Genomic DNA, 18,591 nt, shown 5'->3' with positions numbered 1-18,591 from the left:
GCGTTATTGCAGCACGCTACTTATGGATTGTTCATCTCTAAAGCGGTTGTAATCTTCTGCTAAAAGTTGGTGTTGATAACGGGTGTAAGATAACGCCTCATTCGAGATGACAATTTGGTTTTCTTTTTCCATCAATTGCCCGCGCAGCAACTCAATTTGCTGATGTTGCTGAGTGTGACTTTGATACATTGCAACGAGTCCGCATACAGACGCTACGAGCAGTGTACACAGCACGCCATTAAGGGTTTTACTTCGAACACGCATAACCTCTCCTTGTCGCTTGGTGTCCTTCATTACTTGATGAATTCCAATAATGATTGGGACGTCTACAAACTAAGAACGTAACGTTCCAAAACGCCGTGAGAGCCAATTGAGGTTGTTTTATTATCAAAGTTAATTATAGGAGAAAGGCAGAAAAAGAAGAGAAAACCTGAGCAAATTGAATATCTTTGCGTTTAAAACGACAAAAAGCAGCAAGTCTACAAAAGCCTTGCTGCTTGGAAAAATCGCGCTAGAAGTTAACCTTTAAACGCTTTACGCACCGATACTTGTTCAAACCAACGCGCAATATTTGGGTAATTTTTGAACACTTCAATACTCAAACCATTTACAGCAAAACCAACAAAAATGTAGCCGGTAATATCTACGATGGTGAAGTTGTCCGTCGCGATATGCTCGCTCTCTGACAGACGCTTGTCGAGAGTTGGTAGGAATTCTAATACGCGAGATTTCGACTCGTCACCCCACGCAGCAACACAGTTTTCACGGTCTTGGTAAATTGCCGTGATATTGCGAAACGCCTGAAAAGCCGTGTACAAACCTTGGAACTCCACCACACGATGCCACATTTCCACCTGAGCACGTTCGAGCTGGTTCGCACCAAACAGAGCCAGATCATTTTCAAACGCTTCATCTAGGTAACGACAAATCGCCACGCTTTCACAGATTGTCGTGCCATCATCCAATTCCAGTAGAGGTACTTTGCCGTTCACGCTTTTCGATTTAAACGCTTCAGATAGGTTATCGCCCTCTCGAACGTTCAGCGCAATTCGCTCAACCTCGCCTCCGATTTCCTTCAGAAAAATGCTAACTCGCTTACAACTTGGAGTCATTGCGGTTTCATAGAGCTTCATTTCACATCCTTTTATCTTTTTCTAACCGATTGGTTAGGATATACTGTAGCCAGTTTATAAACGATCAGTCAAGAACTTCACTATCAAAAATTTTCAAACAGTTGTGGGTCTGTTTGCTGAGCGAGATTTTTGATGCCGTTTGTGAGTTCACATGAATTTGGGGGCTGATACCCAAGAATAGATGGGTATTCATCATATTGGTTCAGTTCGAACGCTATAGGTTCTCTGTACCATCCCTCCAAAGCAATTTAATTACCCGATAAGCAGACCCAGGCAGGTAATTTATGGCAAGAAAAGCCAACTTCGACCGAGATGAAAAGCTTCTCGTGGCTATGGATGTGTTTTGGCGCAAGGGCTTTGCGAACACGTCTATCTCGGATCTCACCGACGAGTTGAACATCAACCGCTTCAGTCTTTACAACACCTATGGTGACAAGCAACAGCTCTACTACGAAGCGCTCGATACTTACTTGAAAAAGGTCTCGCTACCGTCACTGAATGATTTGGAAAAAGACGACGCGTCTTTACCTGAGTTGGAATCGTTCCTTAAATCTTTTGCTGAGCTGCAGCGCAAACGCAACTGTGGGTGTTTTATTCAAAATGCGTTGATTGAGCATGCAGGTGAAGACGATGACGTACTGCGCAAAGGGCATTTCTTATTTGACCATCTTATCGACATCATTGCGGATGCGCTGACCAATGCGCAAAAAGAAACCTTAGTGCCGAAAACGCTGAAACCAGAAGAACTCGCTCGTTTCGTTCTCAACAACATGCAAGGCATGCGCGTACTTGGCAAAGCCAAACGTTATGCCGACTTAGATACGGCGCTTTCCTGCTTGCTGGTTTTGATTAGGAAGTAATATGTCGATTGAAGTGATAGCAGTACGTCTTACCAAAGGCATGGACTTAAAGCTGAGCCTAGCGAAATTGGTCGCGGAGCACGATATCAAGGCAGGCTCGATTGCTTCATGTGTTGGTTGTGTCTCTGACCTCAACCTTCGTTTGGCAGGTGCAGAAAGCACGTTAACCAAACAAGAGCCATTTGAAATCGTCTCTGTGATGGGAACCCTAACGCCTGAACATCAACACGTTCATATATCAGTCTCTGATCGTGAAGGACGAGTTTGGGGTGGGCATTTGCTAGAAGGCACAGTGATTGATACTACCGCAGAATTGATCATCCATTCTTATCCAGAACTTGAGTTTACCAGAGCGATGGACGACTCGACTGGCTATACCGAACTACAAGTGAACCCTTCCAAATAATTTAAAGCTCCAGAGCCATACTGTGGTGTCTCTGGAGCTTTATTCGCTTATCGCTTACGCTAAGAATTTACTCATATCGAGCAAGCTAATATCGAGGATCATTCTTCGACTAAGTAACAAACCTGATTATCGTCGACCGTTACTTGCCACGTTTTTAGACCGTGCGCTTCGTCTTCCAAACACTGCCCGCTCTTTAAGCTGAAATGCTGTTTGTACAGTGGTGATGCAACACACATCTCACCATCGATATCACCGACAATCCCTCGACTCATCACATAAGCCTTACCAATTGGATCCCAATCTTGAACGGCGTAAACACCGCTATCAGGAATGTAGAATAACGCGACATGCTCGCCTTCAATCAACACCGTGGCACCGATGAACGGCATTAGTTCATCAAGCCGACACAATTTCACTTTGGTTAAAGCTGCCATTTACACCTCCTGTTTCACGGGAATACGCTGACCGCGCACACGTTGGTACGGCAAGACTTTGCTGCCCAACGTGCTGTTCAAGAAAGGACGGAAGCGTTGCAATTTTTGAGGATTATCCAACGTACTCTTCCACTCACATTGATAGGTATCTACGACTCGTGCCATTTGTTCATCCAAAGAATCACATAGGTTGAGAGAGTCATCCAGAATCACTTGCTTAAGGTAATCTAAGCCCCCTTCCATGCTCTCCATCCACACAGACGTACGCTGCAAGCGATCAGCGGTGCTGACGTAGAACATCAAAACTCGGTCAATCATGGTGATCAACTCTGATTTGGATAAGTCGGATGCAAACAAATCAGCGTGTCTTGGTCTCATGCCACCATTACCACAAACGTATAGATTCCAGCCGTTTTCAGTGGCGATCACCCCAATGTCTTTACTTTGTGCTTCTGCACACTCGCGAGTACAGCCCGATACGGCAAACTTAAGCTTATGGGGCGCTCGCAATCCTTTGTAGCGGTTCTCTAACTCAATGGCTAATCCGACCGAGTCATCAACACCATAGCGACACCACGTAGAACCGACGCAAGATTTCACAGTGCGCACCGATTTGCCGTAGGCGTGCCCTGTTTCAAAACCAACATCAATCAAGGTTTGCCAGATTTCTGGGAGTTGCTCTAACTGCGCACCAAATAAATCCACGCGCTGACCGCCAGTGATCTTGGTGTACAGATCGTATTGCTGAGCGACTTCGCCTAGCACGATGAGTTTGTCTGGTGTGATTTCGCCGCCCGGAACACGAGGTACAATCGAGTAAGAGCCATCTTTTTGCAGGTTCGCCATAAAGGCATCGTTGGAATCTTGCAGAGATTGATGCTGTGGCTCCATGATGTGTTCATTCCACAAAGAAGCAAACACAGATGCCGCTGTCGGCTTACAAATATCACACCCATGCCCTTTGCCATGCAGTGCAATTAAAATGTCGAAGTCTTTGATCTGTTCCACTTGGCAAATATGGAACATCTCTTGGCGACTTAACTCAAAGTGCTCACAAAGGTGGTTGTTAACCTCTACCCCCATAGCTGCCAGTTGAGTATCCAGTACCGACTTCACCATATTGCTACACCCACCACAGCCAGTACCGGCTTTGGTGTTGGCTTTAAGATCCGTCAGGTTGGTGGTGCCAGCTTGTATCTCGGCAACTAAGTCGCCTTTTGTGACGTTGTGACAAGAACAGATGATGGCGCTGTCTGGCATCTCTCCATCAAGAATTCCGGTATCAAACAGCAGGTTCGCTGCGTGGTCTGGTAGAACCGTTTTGTTCAAATAACACTGTAAGAGCGCATCGTAGTCACTGTTGTCACCAACGAGAATCGCACCGAGCAATTGGGTGCCGCTCGCATCAACCACCAGCTTTTTGTAGATGCCTGCAACCGCATCTTGCAACACCATTTCTTGTGCGCCTTCGGTTTGCATTTGTGCATCGCCGATAGACGCCACATCCACCCCTAGTAGCTTGAGCTTGGTGCTCATGTCTGCACCTTTAAAACCTTCGCTCGGCATCCCAGTCAAGACATCGGCGGTGGTTCTCGCCATGGTGTAACCGGGTGCGACCAAACCAAAGATCTTCTGCTCCCAAAGGGCACATTCACCAATCGCGTATATGTTCTCATCACTGGTTTGGCATTGGTTGTTAATCACAATGCCACCTCGCTCGCCTACTTCTAGCTCAGCCAGCCTTGCTAACTCATCTTGAGGGCGAATGCCTGCGGAGAAGACAATAACATCCACTTCGAGAGGATCTTTGTCTTTAAACACCATACGATGCTTAGCCGTTTCACCATCGCAGATTCGTTCCGTACCCGTTGAGGTGTGAACGGTTAGCCCTAGCGCTTCAATCTTCTCTTTTAGCACTAAGCCGGCACCATCATCTAACTGTACGGGCATCAGGCGAGGCGCAAATTCAATAACGTGAGTCTCTAACCCAAGTAGTTTGAGTGCGTTTGCCGCTTCTAAACCCAACAATCCACCGCCAATCACGGCGCCCGTTCTTGCGCCTTCACATGCCTTTTTTATTTGTGAAAGGTCATCAAGCGTGCGGTAGACAAACACGTTGTCGCGGTCTTTACCTTCAATTGGCGGCACAAATGGGTACGAACCGGTAGCGAGCACAAGTTGGTCGTAACCCAGCACATCTTCACCATCAAGCAGAATGCGCTTTTGCTCTCTGTCGATGCCTGTTACTTGGCTGCCAAGTACGAGTTGGATGCCATGCATGTCGTACCATTCTTGGTTACTCAGCATCAAATCATCATGAGACTTACCCGCAAATAAAGAAGAGAGCTGTACTCGGTCATACGCAATAAAACGCTCTGCACCAATCACGGTAATTCGGTGCTCCAAATGCGCATTTTTCTGCACTAATTGCTCGACAAGGTGTTGCCCGACCATGCCGTTGCCTACCACAACGATGTGGCTCAATGCATTCTTTACTGGAATCGTTAAAGGACTATTCATCGCTGCCTCCTTATGCCGTTTGCGCTGCGGTTTTGGGTTTGTCTTCTTTCGAAGCAGGAATCTCGACTTTGGATTGCTTCTCGTAAAGGAACTTCAGCACCGCTTGTCGACACTTCTGATACTGCGCATCATCTGCCAGTGCTACACGCTCACGAGGGCGAGGTAGATTTACTTCTAACACTTCTCCAATGGTTGCTGCCGGTCCGTTAGTCATCATCACGATTTTGTCAGATAGCAGCACGGCTTCATCCACGTCATGGGTAATCATGATGACGGTGTTATTTAGCTCAGCTTGGATCTTCATCAGTGCATCCTGTAAGTGCGCACGTGTTAACGCATCCAACGCGCCAAATGGTTCATCCATCAGCAAAACCTTTGGTTGAAGTGCCAGTGCTCTCGCGATGCCGACTCGCTGCTTCATACCACCCGAGATTTCATCCGGCTTTTTGTGCGCAGCATGCTGCATTTGAATCAGCTCCAAATAGTGATTCACTTGTTCCTGAATCCACACTTTGCCCTTTTTACCAGCAACTTGTTTTACTGCGAGCTCAACGTTTTGATACACAGTGAGCCAAGGTAATAATGAATGGTTTTGGAACACCACTGCGCGGTCTGGTCCCGGCCCAGCTACTTCTCGTCCATCGACGATCACGCCGCCGTCTGTTGGCATGTGCAGACCTGCGACCAAGTTCAATACCGTTGATTTACCGCAGCCAGAGTGTCCAATTAGGGATACAAACTCGCCTTTATTGATTTGTAAATCGACGTTCTTGAGTGCGATGAACTCGCCATCTGGCGTTGGGAATCGCATCCCTAAACGTGTTAGATCTAATAATGCTTTTTCCATGATCGTTTCCCTTATCTCAACGCTTGTTGTTTATTCCAAGACAGCCACTTTTGAAGTTGCAGCATGCCTCTATCGAGCATCAAACCGATAAAACCAATGGTGATGACTGCCACCATGATGCGACCCAATGACGCTGAACTGCCGTTCTGGAATTCATCCCAAACGAACTTTCCTAACCCAGGGTTCTGCGCGAGCATTTCTGCCGCAATCAACACCATCCAAGCGATACCTAAAGAGAGACGTAAACCTGTGAAGATCATTGGAATGGCAGAAGGTAAAACGATGGTGCGAATGTGCTGCCACCACGAAAGTTGAAGCACTTTGCTCACGTTGATTAAGTCTTTATCAACGCTCGTTACACCCACAGCGGTATTAATCAGCGTCGGCCATAAGCTACACAGCGCCACTGTGATCAGTGAGTTGATGAACGACTTAGCAAACATCGGGTCATCACTCACATAAGTAGCACTCACCACCATAGTAACGATAGGCAGCCAAGCCAAAGGTGATACGGGCTTGAGCAATTGAATGATTGGGTTGAACGCTTGATACAGCCCTTGATTAAGACCAAGCACGATGCCAAGTGGAATCGCGATAACCGTCGCCAGCAGAAAGCCCGCTGTCACAGTCACTAAGCTCGTCACGATTTGGTCGAAGAACGTCGGTTTACCTGTGTAAGGACGAATCTTCACTTCCGCGTCTGGATTCTTGGCTAACTTCGCAGCATTGCGTTTTTCCTGACGTTCGATAAACGCTTGTTCTTTTTCTCGCTCTTGCCAATGGTCATCGACAAGGTTGCTGAACTGCTGAAAAGTTTGCACAGGTCCCGGTAGCGTACCTAATGAGGTTTGCACTTCTCTCGCTGCTAAGTGCCACATTGCCAAAAAGATCAACAAGCCAATGACGGGCAAAAGCACCAACCGACTTCGGTTCACTACCTGCTTCGCAGGAAAAAGGGAAATGACATTACTAGACATACTCACTCCTAAGAAATTTACATCCTTGTTATTGCGGGCAGACTCTCCTGCCCGCTGTATTTTTAGTAGGACTGCTCATCCTAAACTTTGTCTTTTCCTTTAAGCCCGATAGAGAACTTCTCTAGATATTTGTTTGGCTCGCGACCGTCATAAACGATGTTGTCGATAAAGTGTGTTTGTGGCGCACGAAAACCATCTTCAGCACTGAAATCTGGGAAGTCTTTTTTGCTCAACACACCATCTTCAATTAGCGCTTGAGCCGCTTGTTGGTAGATATCTGGACGGTACACCTCTTTTGCCACATCCATGTACCAATCATCGGATTTTTCGCTAGAGATTTGTCCCCAGCGACGCATTTGGGTCAGATACCAAATCGCATCGCTGTAATACGGATACGTGGCGTTATGACGGAAGAACACGTTGAAGTCTGGTACGTCTCGTTTATCGCCTTTCTCGTATTCAAACGTGCCAGTCATTGAGTTGGCGATAACTTCGGCATCGGCTCCCACATACTCGCTTTTTGATAGCATCTTCACTGCTTCTTGGCGGTTGGCATTGTCGTTTTCATCCAACCAATGTGCCGCTCGAATCAAGGCTTTCACTACGCGAATGTGCGTGTTTGGATACTTCTCAGCCCAAGCTTTAGAAACACCAAACACTTTCTCTGGGTTGTTCTTCCAGATCTCATAATCGGTCACGACTGGCGTACCAATGCCTTTGAATACGGCTTGTTGGTTCCATGGTTCGCCTACGCAGTACCCTTTAATCGTGCCCGCTTCCATTGTGGCTGGCATTTGTGGTGGCGGTGTAACACTCAATAGAACGTCAGCATCCAACTGGCCACTGTTATCGCCTGATTCTGGGGCATAAAATCCTGGATGAATCCCACCTGCCGCTAACCAGTATCGCAACTCATAGTTGTGCGTCGATACAGGGAACACCATGCCCATGTTGAACGGTTTGCCTTTATCCAGATAGCTGTCCACAACTGGTTTTAAGGCATCCGCTTTGATTGGGTGAACAGGTTTGCCATCTGGTTGTTTTGGAATGTACTGCTTCATCTGTTCCCAAGTATCATTGGAAACCGTGATTGCGTTGCCGTTCAAATCCATACTGAACGCGGTAATCACTTCTGCTTTTGTGCCGACACCAATCGTTGCGCCCAATGGCTGACCAGCAAGCATGTGCGCGCCAGCAAGCTCACCGTCGATGACTCGGTCTAAAAGCACCTTCCAGTTTGCTTGCGCTTCTAAAGTGACGTACAAGCCTTCGTCTTCAAAAAAGCCTTTCTCATAAGCAACCGCCAGCGGTGCCATATCGGTTAACTTAATAAAACCAAACTTCAGGTCTTCAATTTCTGGCTCACCCAACTCTGCCTTTACGCTGACCGTGGTGAATACCGATAACGAAATTGCTGACACTTTCAGCATCGAACTCCATTTCATTGGTTTGCTCCCATAAAAAAAGCGCCACTACTCCGAAGAGCAGTAGCGCCGTTGCTAAGTCTACAATTACCGCCGTTGATAATTGAGATAAGCGATTCAACAATAAACCCATACCTAGTAATCCAATTACTGTGCCAACTTATTTTTCACAGTAAATACAATGAATTAGTTTATTCTACCGTTTCTTATTCCCTGCTATTGCTTGCTGATAGTGCAACACGCACCACGTTAGAAAATTCACCCTAACCCCAAAGTGGTAGAGCAACTAATCCAACACTTCCAAAGTTGTTATCAAATTCTTGGCAACTTGTGCGAGCGTTTGGCTCGATTGCATGGCTGAATTTCTAAGCGCTTTATAAGCCTGCTCTTCATCAACGCAGTGCATCTTCATCAGCAGACCTTTGGCTTTTTCCACCAGCTTGCGCTCTTCAATCTTATGGGTCAGTGATTCAATTTCCGATTGCATACTTTCGAATTTCGCTCTCACTAATGTCGCATGTTCAATCCAAGGCTGAAGTGCAAACTCACTATCGTGCGGCATGAGCACATAGTCCATTTTTTCCGATAAACGATTGATATCATTGGATGATAATTGCTTTAAGACGATAAGAAGTGGTGCAGATTTTCTGCGACAGAAATCGACGATCAAACGCAGTTCCGCGGTTGGTTGCTGCCATCCAACCACAACGCTTGCCGACGGTTCTCGTTGCATTAGCGTTTCTAGTTGTGCCAATTGGCAGCCAATGATGTTGTCGTAATCTTTGCTCAATAAGCCGGACAATCGAGCCTGCTCTTGGAGGCTATCACAGCACACTATGATGGGTGTTTTTGACGTTGATTGAGTCATGCACATTCCTTGTTTATATCTCACTCACTAAGAGAGACATAACAAGGAATGTGCCAACTAAAGTTGAAGCGTTTTAACTAGAGGCGAGATGTTCTTTGAAGAAGCCCAGTGTGCGCTCCCAAGCGAGTGCAGCTTCTTCCGGAGCGTAGCGTGCTGTTGAGTCGTTGTGGAAGCCATGGTTAACGTTCTCATACATTAGCGCTTGATACTGTGCGTCGGTTGCAATCAATTGCTGTTCATAAGCGGGCCATGTGTCGTTAACACGCTTATCGAGTCCTGCAAAGTGAATCATCAACGGCCCTTTGACTTGCTTTTGGATCTCTTGTGCCGCTGGTGTTCCATAGAAAGGCACACCTGCATCGAGCTCATCGGGCATCACTGCTGCAAGCATATTGACAATATAACCACCGAAGCAGAACCCTACCGCCCCCAACCTACCGTTCCCACCCTCGTGCTGTTTGATGAAATTAGCCGCCGCAATAAAGTCTTGCTCAATCTTGGCTCTGTCCATCTCTTTCTGCATGGCGCGACCCTCATCATCATTCCCCGGATAACCACCAAGTGGGTATAGGGCATCTGGGGCAAAAGCAATAAAGCCGTCTTTAGCGAGTCGCCTAGCCACGTCTTTGATATAAGGGTTCAACCCACGATTTTCGTGAACCACTAACACCGTCGGTGAATTTAAGGTCTTCTTCTGTGGCATCACCAAATAGCCGCGTCCTTCTCCATGCCCGTTTGGGGATGGGAAGGTTTCGTAGGTTGCTTTGATGTCAGGATCGTTAAATGAAACTTGTTCTGCCAGTGCGTAATTCGGAGTTAACGCATCGACCAGTGCTGTCATGCTAAAGCCAAGCACAGCAAGACCACCTAGCCTATTAAGAAACTCACGGCGCGAGATTTTTCCGTGGGCGTATTCGTCGTACCAATCGAAGGCTTCTTGCGGGATAGGATGAGAAGCCTTTTGTTTGGTAGTGGTATGCTTTAGAACCATTATCCATGTCCTCTACGTCTTACCATATGTTTATTTCAAACTCTCAGCGGCGAAACGAAGTCGAACGCGACTGATTCTTGAACGGTGGTTTCACCCCTGATACGGAACGCGGCGGTGAAACACATCACTGGCGAGCTAGGATCTTTTACCTTCTTCAAACAATAGATAATGGATTCAGATTCAACAACTTTGCGTCGTCGGTTTTACATTCATTGACAATAGTACGTTATTGCTGGCCGCAATAGGCTTGCCAGTAAGAAAAGGCACGTTCAAATGCTTTTTCTCTGTCGTGCATTTGTGCAAATAAGACTACTGTCATGGTAGCGAGAACCGTATTCGCCATTTGGTTCATGTCATCTTCTGACGTTCCAAACGGGCAATTTACTGGCATTGGCACCTCAGACAGCATTTGCTCCGTCCAGTAGTGCGATGTCACGCCACTTGTTTGGCTTAGCCATACGGTTTGGCTTACTTTCGGGTTGTATTCTGACTCACCCGATTGTCCTTTAAATGACACAACGGCGTGAGCGGTTTGACCAATCTCATATTCGACTTCAGCATGAAGTTGTTGGAATCCAGGATGGAAGCTACCACGAATACCGACGGTCGCCTGCCCCGGGTTCAGTGCTCGAACCACGGTATTAATCGGCGTTCTAAGCCCATAACGATTCTTCCAACTAATCATGGTTTCTGCTTGAGGTGCAAACGAACTCAGCGGCAGATACACAATGTTTTGTGTTTCTAACACACGCTTCGCGTCTTCTGCTGATTCCGCTTTGTTGATATCAAACTTGTCGAGGTAATCTTCTGCGTGTGAACGACCAGATTGACGGTCGTGATAGCCGTGCATCAGCACTTTATGACCATTATCGGCGAGAATCTTCGCTGCCAACAGGTGCCAAGGCTGACCTGCCGCTTCACGTTTGCCTGCATAACATGGCCAGTCAATGTCTGCACCAATAGCTGGCATGCGGGATTGGAATGCTTTAACAAAGCCAGCGATTTCTTGTTGAGTCTCGTTCTGTACGCGGATCAGCATCAATAACATCGCCATCTGATCGTCGTCGCACACTCCGTTTAGGTATTCATCCATAACTCGAAACGCTTGGTCAAAGTTCAGTGGTTTTCGTCCACGTTCACCACGACCGACTGTTCTGATACACTCCAAAATGCTGCTCATATTCCCTCGTATTCCGTCACTGACTGTACGGTTTCTATTAGTTGTTCGCGCAGTTTGACAACTTCTCCCATCACAATCAATGCTGGGCTCACGCCCTTAAGTGTAATCGATAAATCATTGAGCTGATTGAGCTGTGTAACGTGCACTTGTTGTTGAGGGCTGCAACCATGAGTGATGATCGCGACAGGGAAATCTGCTCTCAAACCGGAGTTGATTAAACCCGTTTGTATTTGCGATGACTTTTCTAACCCCATATAGAAGACTAACGTTTGTCCGCTTTGCATCAATTGGCTCCACGCCTCAAATGCACCTGTTACCACTTGCCCCGTAACAAAGGTAACGCTGCGAGCAACGCCACGATGAGTCAGCGGAATCAAGCTGTTTGCTGAACACCCAATCGCAGCGGTAATACCGGGTATGACTTCGTAAGCGATTGAGTGTTTGACAAGCGCTAACGCCTCTTCGCCTCCACGACCAAATACGAAAGGATCTCCCCCTTTTAAGCGCACAACTCGCCTTCCTTGTTGAGCGAGCGATACCATCAAGTCACAAATTTCTTCCTGACCAATACTAGGTTGTCCGCATCGTTTGCCCACGTAAATCCAATCGGCTTGTGGCGAAGCCAACTCCAAAATATCTTTGTTAACCAAACGGTCGTACAGCAGAACCTCTGCCGACATAATCGCTTTCACAGCCTTCACGGTTAACAAGTCAGGATCGTGCGGCCCTGCTCCAACAATCGAGACAAAACCTTTGTGGTTCGCGTCTAGGTCTACTGAATGGTCTTCTAAAAGTTGGTTCAGTTTGCTTGCTTGGTCATGCTTAGAAAAGCGAGACGAGCGTTCTTGTTCCTGACTAGCTTGTCCCTTCTTAAACCAAGACTTTTGATAAGGCGCTTCCATGTGCTTATCCTCTTTATGACTTACTTTATTTGAATTGCCAGACTTTGCTGGTTCGCTTGCTGTTTGCCCTTCTGACGCTGATGGCTGTCGACCATTTGTTTGATTTGAGAGACGCACGAACCACAGTTAGTACCGCATTTGAGTTTGTTTTGAAGCTGGGTCAGTGACGTGCAGTCTTGTTTCTCCATCGCGTCATGTATTTGTTTATCGGTGACGCGGAAACAACTACAAACCAGTTTGGCACTGCTTTGCGATTGAGTGATAGTAAGCAGTTGCGATAACTCCATCGGCTTGCCAATCAATCCAGTAAAGTTGGTGTAGTCGGTTTGAATCGGTTCACTAGACACCACCAAAACAGAACGTATGATACGAATGTCTCCAACAAGGTCGTAATCCACCGCTAGCCAGCCTTGGGCAATATCTATCGTAATTCTGCGGCTCTTTTCCGTTCGACAAAAACTCTGCTTCTTTGGTCGCTTGTCGTGTGCAAAGCGCCAGATGCCCAAATTACTTTCTGCCTGAAATGCGCTGTAGAGAAACTTGCCGGAATCAAACTGTGTACCGATGAACATACCGTAGGTTTTTACCGCTGCGCCTTGCACTTCAACATAAGACGACTTAAATGCAGGCTGCCCAGAGATAGGGTCTTTTGCGCTGTTTACTATCGCGTTAACACTGCTTTCACCGCCATATCGGCCCGCCCAGTGCATTGACATAAACAGCTCTTGAAAACCCAAACCTTCATCAATGGCAACTTTGGCATAAATACTGGTGTTTGAAGCAGGCTGAAACAGCTTGGTGAGCTGCCCTGCTTTTAAGCAACTTTGAGTAGCGGAGAGTGTGTTCATGTACACGGTTGGTTCTAACTCAGATGCGGCAAGGTGTGCGATATGCCCTGTTCGCGTCATGGTATGCCATTGGTCGCGTTGCCTGCCCGTATTGAGCCACCAGCCTTTTGTTCTCTCTAAGCGTTGAGACAATTCGCTGGTGACGACAAAACGCGCTTTTCCATCTGGGTGTGAATAGAGTCCATCAGCAAAAGGACGCTCTCCTCCCCATTGTGTTGGCACCCACTCTTCGTATTCTTGCTCGGTTAAGTTCGCGTGTTGAGACAGGTCGAGCTTCAAAGGTGAATCGGCATTCATGCCTGTCATCGCCGTATATTCCCTGAATACCGACCGCTCAGAAGTAAATGCAAAACCATTTTGTGTTTTTTCCAATGCACACAGAGCTTGTCCGACTTGGCTTATCGCCCACCAATCTGATTTTGCTTCACCCGGAGGAGTTTGAAACTGACGCTGCCTTGAAAGTCGACGTTCAGAGTTGGTTACCATACCTTGTTTCTCACCCCAACCAGCGGCCGGCAACAACAGATCCGCGTAATGCGCTACATCCGAATCCGCTGTAATATCGGAAACAATCACAAACGGACAAACCTCTAGTGCACGTTTTACCAATTGGTTATCTGGTAAAGAGACAACCGGATTGGTTGCCATGATCCACAGAACTTTAATCTCACCACGTTCTACCGCCTCAAACAGTTCAACAGCTTTTAAACCGGGCTGAGTGGCAATTTCTGGTGAATCCCAAAACGCCTGCACTTGCTTTATAGACTCTGCGTCAAAAGCGCGATGAACCGCTAACTGGTTTGCCAATCCACCGACTTCTCGTCCGCCCATCGCATTCGGCTGACCTGTAATAGAAAACGGCCCGCAACCTGACTTGGCAATTTTACCCGTCGCCAAGTGTGCATTAATGATTGAATTGCCTTTGTCAACGCCATTTTCGGCTTGGTTTACCCCTTGGCAAAACAACGTAATTGCGGTTGGGCGTTGTGCGAACCATTGGAAGAATGTCGTGAGTTTTTCTTCTGAAATGCCAATGGAATACGTTAAATTAGTGACATCGTAACGCAAATCAGAAACTTCTTCTGTAAGTGCATCAAACCCGTCGGTATAGGAACTTATGTATTCAGAATCAATACATTGCTGCTCGATAAGAAACTTGATCAGCCCATTGAATAACGACACGTCTCCATCGTTTTTGATTGGTAGATGCAAATCCGCTTGTTGCGCGGTGACCGTTTCACGCGGGTCAATGACCACCAGCTTGAGATTAGGATTGTTCTCTCTCGCTTGTTGAATACGTCGGAATAAAACAGGGTGCGTCCAAGCGGTATTAGCACCGCAAATTATCAATAGCTCAGTGTTATCAATATCGTCGTAATTGACGGGAACAACATCTTCACCAAATGCTCGTACATGAGCCGCAACCGCCGAAGACATACATAGACGGGAGTTAGTATCGATGTTTGCGCTGCCAACATAGCCTTTCATAAGTTTGTTGGCGACGTAATAGTCTTCCGTCAACAACTGACCAGAAACATACATCGCGACAGAATCTGGTCCAAACTCCACTTTTGCTTGATGGATCTTTCCAGCAATCAGCTCTGTGGCTTGTTGCCATTGCACTTGTTGCCCTTGAGGTCGCTGCTTGGTGACAAGCTTTGGATACAACAAGCGCGAAGGCATATTCAAGCTCTCTGCCAACGCGACACCCTTTACGCACAATGACCCCGCATTCGCAGGATGACACGCATCCCCAACGATTCCTTTCGCATTGACCTCGACACCACATCCAACACCACAATAGGGACAAGTGGTTTTTTTGCATCCTTGCGACATTCCGCCCCCTGATTCTTTCCTTAGAATGACGAGCTACAAGCGAAAAAAAACCTCTCCCGAAACGAGAGAGGCTGCATTGCCTATAAAAGCTCAAAAAAGTAATACCCCAACCGCTTAACCGCCTGCTAAGGGAAAGCGGCGCATCGAGTTAACGATGAACACAATCTAAATTGCAAACCCGATGCCAATTTTACATTGCACTATATTTCAATAACTTAACAGAACCAGCTTTCACTTTATAATTGGTAATGCACTGATTAGGTGCGAGTTTGAATCACAGAAGTGCAAGATTAACGGGCTAATGCCATGACCATTCTCGGCTCTCCGTCACCGAAATAATCTTCTTCTTTTTCCAGAACCTTAAAGCCTAAAGAAGTGTACAACTTGTAAGCCGGCCCATTGTTTGGATCGACAGTTAACTTAATGACAGAGCCGGAACTTGCCTTTGCGATTACATTCACCACAAGCGAACGTGCAATCCCCTTTCCTCGATGCTGACTATCTACCGCAAGTGACAAGATCCAATGGGTGTTTTGCTCATCGCTTGTCGCCATCAGTACATAACCAGCAATTTGATCTTCTTCTTTAGCAATCAACAGACCTTGCGGCCAACAATCAAATGCTTGCCGAAAGAAAAATTGCGGGTAAGCGTGATGACCAAATAATTTCTGTTCTAGCTTAAAAATAGCGTCAATATCTGACTTTTGGGTAATAACTAATTCCATGGTGTTTTAGTTCTACGCTCTGTTCTAAAGTGTAACATCTAAGTTTATTGCTAAAGTTTAATATTTTTCAGTTAGTTAAACTAATAGTTCTTTATCATCTCGAGTCAAAGGTTAATTGTAAAACCACTCTTCATTAATGGAACGGCATTCTTAATGTGGTTTACTTATTGTCATAATTTTGTAGAATGTTTCGAGCACTTATAGATAGAAATAACAATAATAAAGTGCATAACTGGGTCTACTAAAGGCTCGTTACTTACTCGTTAGTTTTCCTATTATTAGAACCATTGAGCTCAGGATAGCTAACCATTTGTTTTTATTATTCTAATTTTAAGTGTAGTTGAGTAATGTCGTTATACAGTCTCAAACAAGGTCGTTCTGCTTTCGACAATAAACTATCCATTTGGCACTGGCTGGGTATTCAAATCCTACTTTTTGTTGCCGTTCAAGTTAGCTTCAGCATCTCTAGCTTTTTTGTCGTGTCTAAAGACAGCGTTCAGGTACTGTCATTCACGGCTGCTTTAGTCGTTTCCGCTTTAATCCGATACGGCTGGAAAGTACTGCCCACTCTCAGTATGAGTTTGCTTTTTTACTATTTGGTTATCTCAGGGCGCCCGAGCAACGTAGCGCTTTTGTTTTCGTCTCTTCTACCTTGTATCCCACTTGTGTTTGCTGCTTTGTATAAAAGGGCATTAATTTCTATTGAAGACTCAAACTATACATTAAAGCTTGGGTACTATGTGCTTATACTCGGCCTGCTTTATCCGGTAGCGAACACCGTCATACTATGGAGTATGAGCCATATATATATTGAGCACTCTCCACTATCTTTTGACTTTTTCTCTTACTCAATACTCAGTGGCGTACTCACTCACATGACCCTAACTCCTCTATTGAGCCTGGGCTTTAGCTATATTCTTGATGGCAATAAGTCTCCTTATCTCAAACTAGATCTCACTATGCTGAGAAATCAGCCTTCTCAACAAGGTTATCGGATATGGCTCATTATTTGTGGGATGATATTGCTTGGAGCGATTACGTCAAATAACTCACTTTTGATCAATACACTCTGTCTTTCTTTGCTTTGTTTAGTGGGAGTCGGACTTGGTAAGTTTGGCCTCATTAGGCCATTTCTCATTGCCTCTATCACTCTATTGATTTGTGTGGAAAACATTGTCAGTCAATACAATGCAGGCCTAATTCAACAAGAGCACCTATACGGCATGCTTTTGGTCTTATTTGTATTATCAATGCTAATATTTCTGCTTGGCGCTCATACAATCAAGAACTTTATAACTGCCCGTAAAGCAGTAGAAAAAGAACGTGTTGATAGCTTTACAGGCCTGTACACACTGTCTCAACTACAAGAGGACATATCACCAAGAAACAATGTGGTTTTGATATACATAGACTTGAAACCCACGCTTTCTAAATTGAACGGCTTGGGCCACCAAGGCCAAGCGCAATTAATGAGACAATTGAGCCAATACCTCGCACAAAACACCGAGTACTTGCAGCGGGCGTACTTACCACCATTTGCAAACGGCTTGATATGTTTCGCGCCACGTCTTCCTTATATTAATACTGAGCTAAAAAAGCTGATTCAATTGCTTGATGACTTCTACTTCTATTTTGAGGATAGTTCGGTGAGTTTAGTGAAACGAACCATTCAGTGTGTCGATATTGCTGAAAGTGACAATGTCGAAGCTTTAGTTTCCAAACTGTGTCAACAACGACCTCAAAGCAATCTAGCCATTAACTGGCTAGACGCGGCAAGCACAAGCAAAAGTAAACTCAACAAGCTCAGCTTTATTCAATCTTGTTTCAGAGAAAACAAGTTTGAATTGTACTGCCAGCCATATCTAGCGTTGAATACGAAAAATACCGGGAGCTATTTTGAAGTTCTACTCAGATTGAACCAAGATGACTCACGCGTGATGTCGCCAGCTGAATTTTTTCCATTAATTCATGAGTTTGGACTTGAGATTGAACTGGACGAATGGGTAATTACTAATACATTTTGCAAATTGAGCCAGAATATCGTCGACTGGGATAACTTAGGGAAATGCTCCATAAATTTGACAGCAAAAGCATTAAACTCTCCGTCACTGGCACACAATATTCGACTGCACGCTGATATATATGGTGTTCCCCTTAAAAAGGTATGTTTTGAGATCACTGAGTCAGATGCACTTCGAAATGAATCCATAGCTATACAGAATCTTTCTCTATTGAGAGAAGCCGGTTGTACTATTGCGTTAGACGACTTTGGTACTGGCTACGCAAGTTTTGACTATCTGCGCCGCCTGCCACTTGATGTACTTAAGGTAGATGGTTCTTTTGTAAAAGACATTGTTAGTAGTGAAAATGACCGGATTATCGTTCAAGCCATCAGCCAAGTCGCTAACAGTATGAAACTTGTAACGGTAGCCGAGTTTGTGGAATCAGAAGCACATATAGAGACGCTAAAATCACTAAATATTCAGTTTGCTCAAGGGTTTGGCGTTGCTAAGCCACTTCCTTTGCAGGACTACCTTAAAAAGTTATCGAACAAAGCTTAATCGCGACATCTAAAACCAAAAAATCATTAAATTTCGCGATATAGTTTCAATTTACACACAAAAAACCAGAACTATATAT

The 18,591-nt window shown here is 45.7% G+C and carries 16 protein-coding genes; 3 read left to right on the top strand and 13 right to left on the bottom strand.

What is annotated here, in order from left to right:
• Positions 1-3 precede the first annotated feature (3 nt).
• Together BSZ04_RS07805 and BSZ04_RS07800 are read right to left on the bottom strand one after the other, a co-directional pair.
• Positions 4-264, bottom strand: coding sequence for a hypothetical protein (locus BSZ04_RS07805; RefSeq protein WP_071235930.1), 261 nt, complete (start codon positions 262-264; stop codon positions 4-6).
• 254 nt (positions 265-518) lie between these two features.
• Positions 519-1,133 carry a glutathione S-transferase gene (locus BSZ04_RS07800; protein ID WP_088880078.1) on the bottom strand — a complete coding sequence of 205 codons (615 nt, stop codon included), beginning with the start codon at positions 1,131-1,133 and terminating at the stop codon, positions 519-521.
• Between the two features lie 284 nt (positions 1,134-1,417).
• Here BSZ04_RS07800 and BSZ04_RS07795 point away from each other — a divergent pair, with 284 nt between their 5' ends.
• The gene (locus BSZ04_RS07795) at positions 1,418-1,993 is read left to right on the top strand and encodes a TetR/AcrR family transcriptional regulator (RefSeq protein ID WP_005375904.1); all 576 of its coding nucleotides are present in this window, start codon (positions 1,418-1,420) and stop codon (positions 1,991-1,993) included.
• 1 nt (position 1,994) lies between these two features.
• Entirely contained in the window at positions 1,995-2,399 is a 405-nt protein-coding gene (locus tag BSZ04_RS07790) for a PPC domain-containing DNA-binding protein (protein WP_038886796.1), read from the top strand.
• Positions 2,400-2,497: 98 nt separating this feature from the next.
• Here BSZ04_RS07790 and nirD read toward each other — a convergent pair whose 3' ends face one another.
• The 11 genes from nirD to BSZ04_RS07730 form a co-directional block, all read right to left on the bottom strand.
• Complete coding sequence (gene nirD, locus BSZ04_RS07785; protein ID WP_038889324.1) at positions 2,498-2,833, bottom strand: nitrite reductase small subunit NirD; 336 nt, start codon at positions 2,831-2,833, stop codon at positions 2,498-2,500.
• Positions 2,834-5,353, bottom strand: coding sequence for a nitrite reductase large subunit NirB (nirB, locus tag BSZ04_RS07780; protein WP_088880077.1), 2,520 nt, complete (start codon positions 5,351-5,353; stop codon positions 2,834-2,836). It lies immediately after the preceding gene.
• Between the two features lie 10 nt (positions 5,354-5,363).
• Entirely contained in the window at positions 5,364-6,200 is an 837-nt protein-coding gene (locus BSZ04_RS07775; protein ID WP_088880076.1) for an ABC transporter ATP-binding protein, read from the bottom strand.
• Between the two features lie 11 nt (positions 6,201-6,211).
• On the bottom strand, positions 6,212-7,177 hold the full coding sequence (locus BSZ04_RS07770; protein WP_012842517.1) for an ABC transporter permease: 966 nt from the start codon (positions 7,175-7,177) through the stop codon (positions 6,212-6,214).
• An 80-nt stretch (positions 7,178-7,257) separates the two neighbouring features.
• Positions 7,258-8,622 (bottom strand): CmpA/NrtA family ABC transporter substrate-binding protein, encoded by a 1,365-nt coding sequence (locus tag BSZ04_RS07765; RefSeq protein ID WP_005387573.1) that lies wholly within the window; start codon positions 8,620-8,622, stop codon positions 7,258-7,260.
• Positions 8,623-8,887: 265 nt separating this feature from the next.
• Positions 8,888-9,469: an ANTAR domain-containing response regulator gene (locus BSZ04_RS07755; RefSeq protein WP_162531037.1), complete on the bottom strand. Its 582-nt coding sequence runs from the start codon at positions 9,467-9,469 to the stop codon at positions 8,888-8,890.
• Between the two features lie 73 nt (positions 9,470-9,542).
• Positions 9,543-10,460: a dienelactone hydrolase family protein gene (locus tag BSZ04_RS07750; protein WP_088880074.1), complete on the bottom strand. Its 918-nt coding sequence runs from the start codon at positions 10,458-10,460 to the stop codon at positions 9,543-9,545.
• A gap of 226 nt (positions 10,461-10,686) precedes the next feature.
• Entirely contained in the window at positions 10,687-11,640 is a 954-nt protein-coding gene (locus tag BSZ04_RS07745; protein WP_088880073.1) for a glycosyl transferase family protein, read from the bottom strand.
• Positions 11,637-12,542, bottom strand: coding sequence for a uroporphyrinogen-III C-methyltransferase (cobA, locus tag BSZ04_RS07740; protein ID WP_088880072.1), 906 nt, complete (start codon positions 12,540-12,542; stop codon positions 11,637-11,639). The genes BSZ04_RS07745 and cobA overlap by 4 nt, the downstream gene beginning before the upstream one ends.
• Positions 12,543-12,562: 20 nt before the next feature.
• A complete protein-coding gene (locus BSZ04_RS07735) occupies positions 12,563-15,226 on the bottom strand; it encodes a nitrate reductase (RefSeq protein ID WP_088880071.1) in 2,664 nt (887 codons plus the stop codon).
• A gap of 290 nt (positions 15,227-15,516) precedes the next feature.
• A complete protein-coding gene (locus tag BSZ04_RS07730) occupies positions 15,517-15,951 on the bottom strand; it encodes a GNAT family N-acetyltransferase (protein WP_088880070.1) in 435 nt (144 codons plus the stop codon).
• 347 nt (positions 15,952-16,298) lie between these two features.
• Between BSZ04_RS07730 and BSZ04_RS07725 the strand changes: the two genes are divergently transcribed.
• Positions 16,299-18,512, top strand: a complete 2,214-nt coding sequence (locus BSZ04_RS07725) for an EAL domain-containing protein (protein WP_088880069.1) — start codon at positions 16,299-16,301, stop codon at positions 18,510-18,512.
• The last annotated feature ends 79 nt before the right edge of the window (positions 18,513-18,591 follow it).

It is taken from the genome of Vibrio rotiferianus, from assembly GCF_002214395.1.
Taxonomy (GTDB): domain Bacteria; phylum Pseudomonadota; class Gammaproteobacteria; order Enterobacterales; family Vibrionaceae; genus Vibrio; species Vibrio rotiferianus.
The sequence above is the reverse complement of the archived record's forward strand: the minus strand, read 5'-3'. Positions and strand labels throughout refer to the sequence as shown.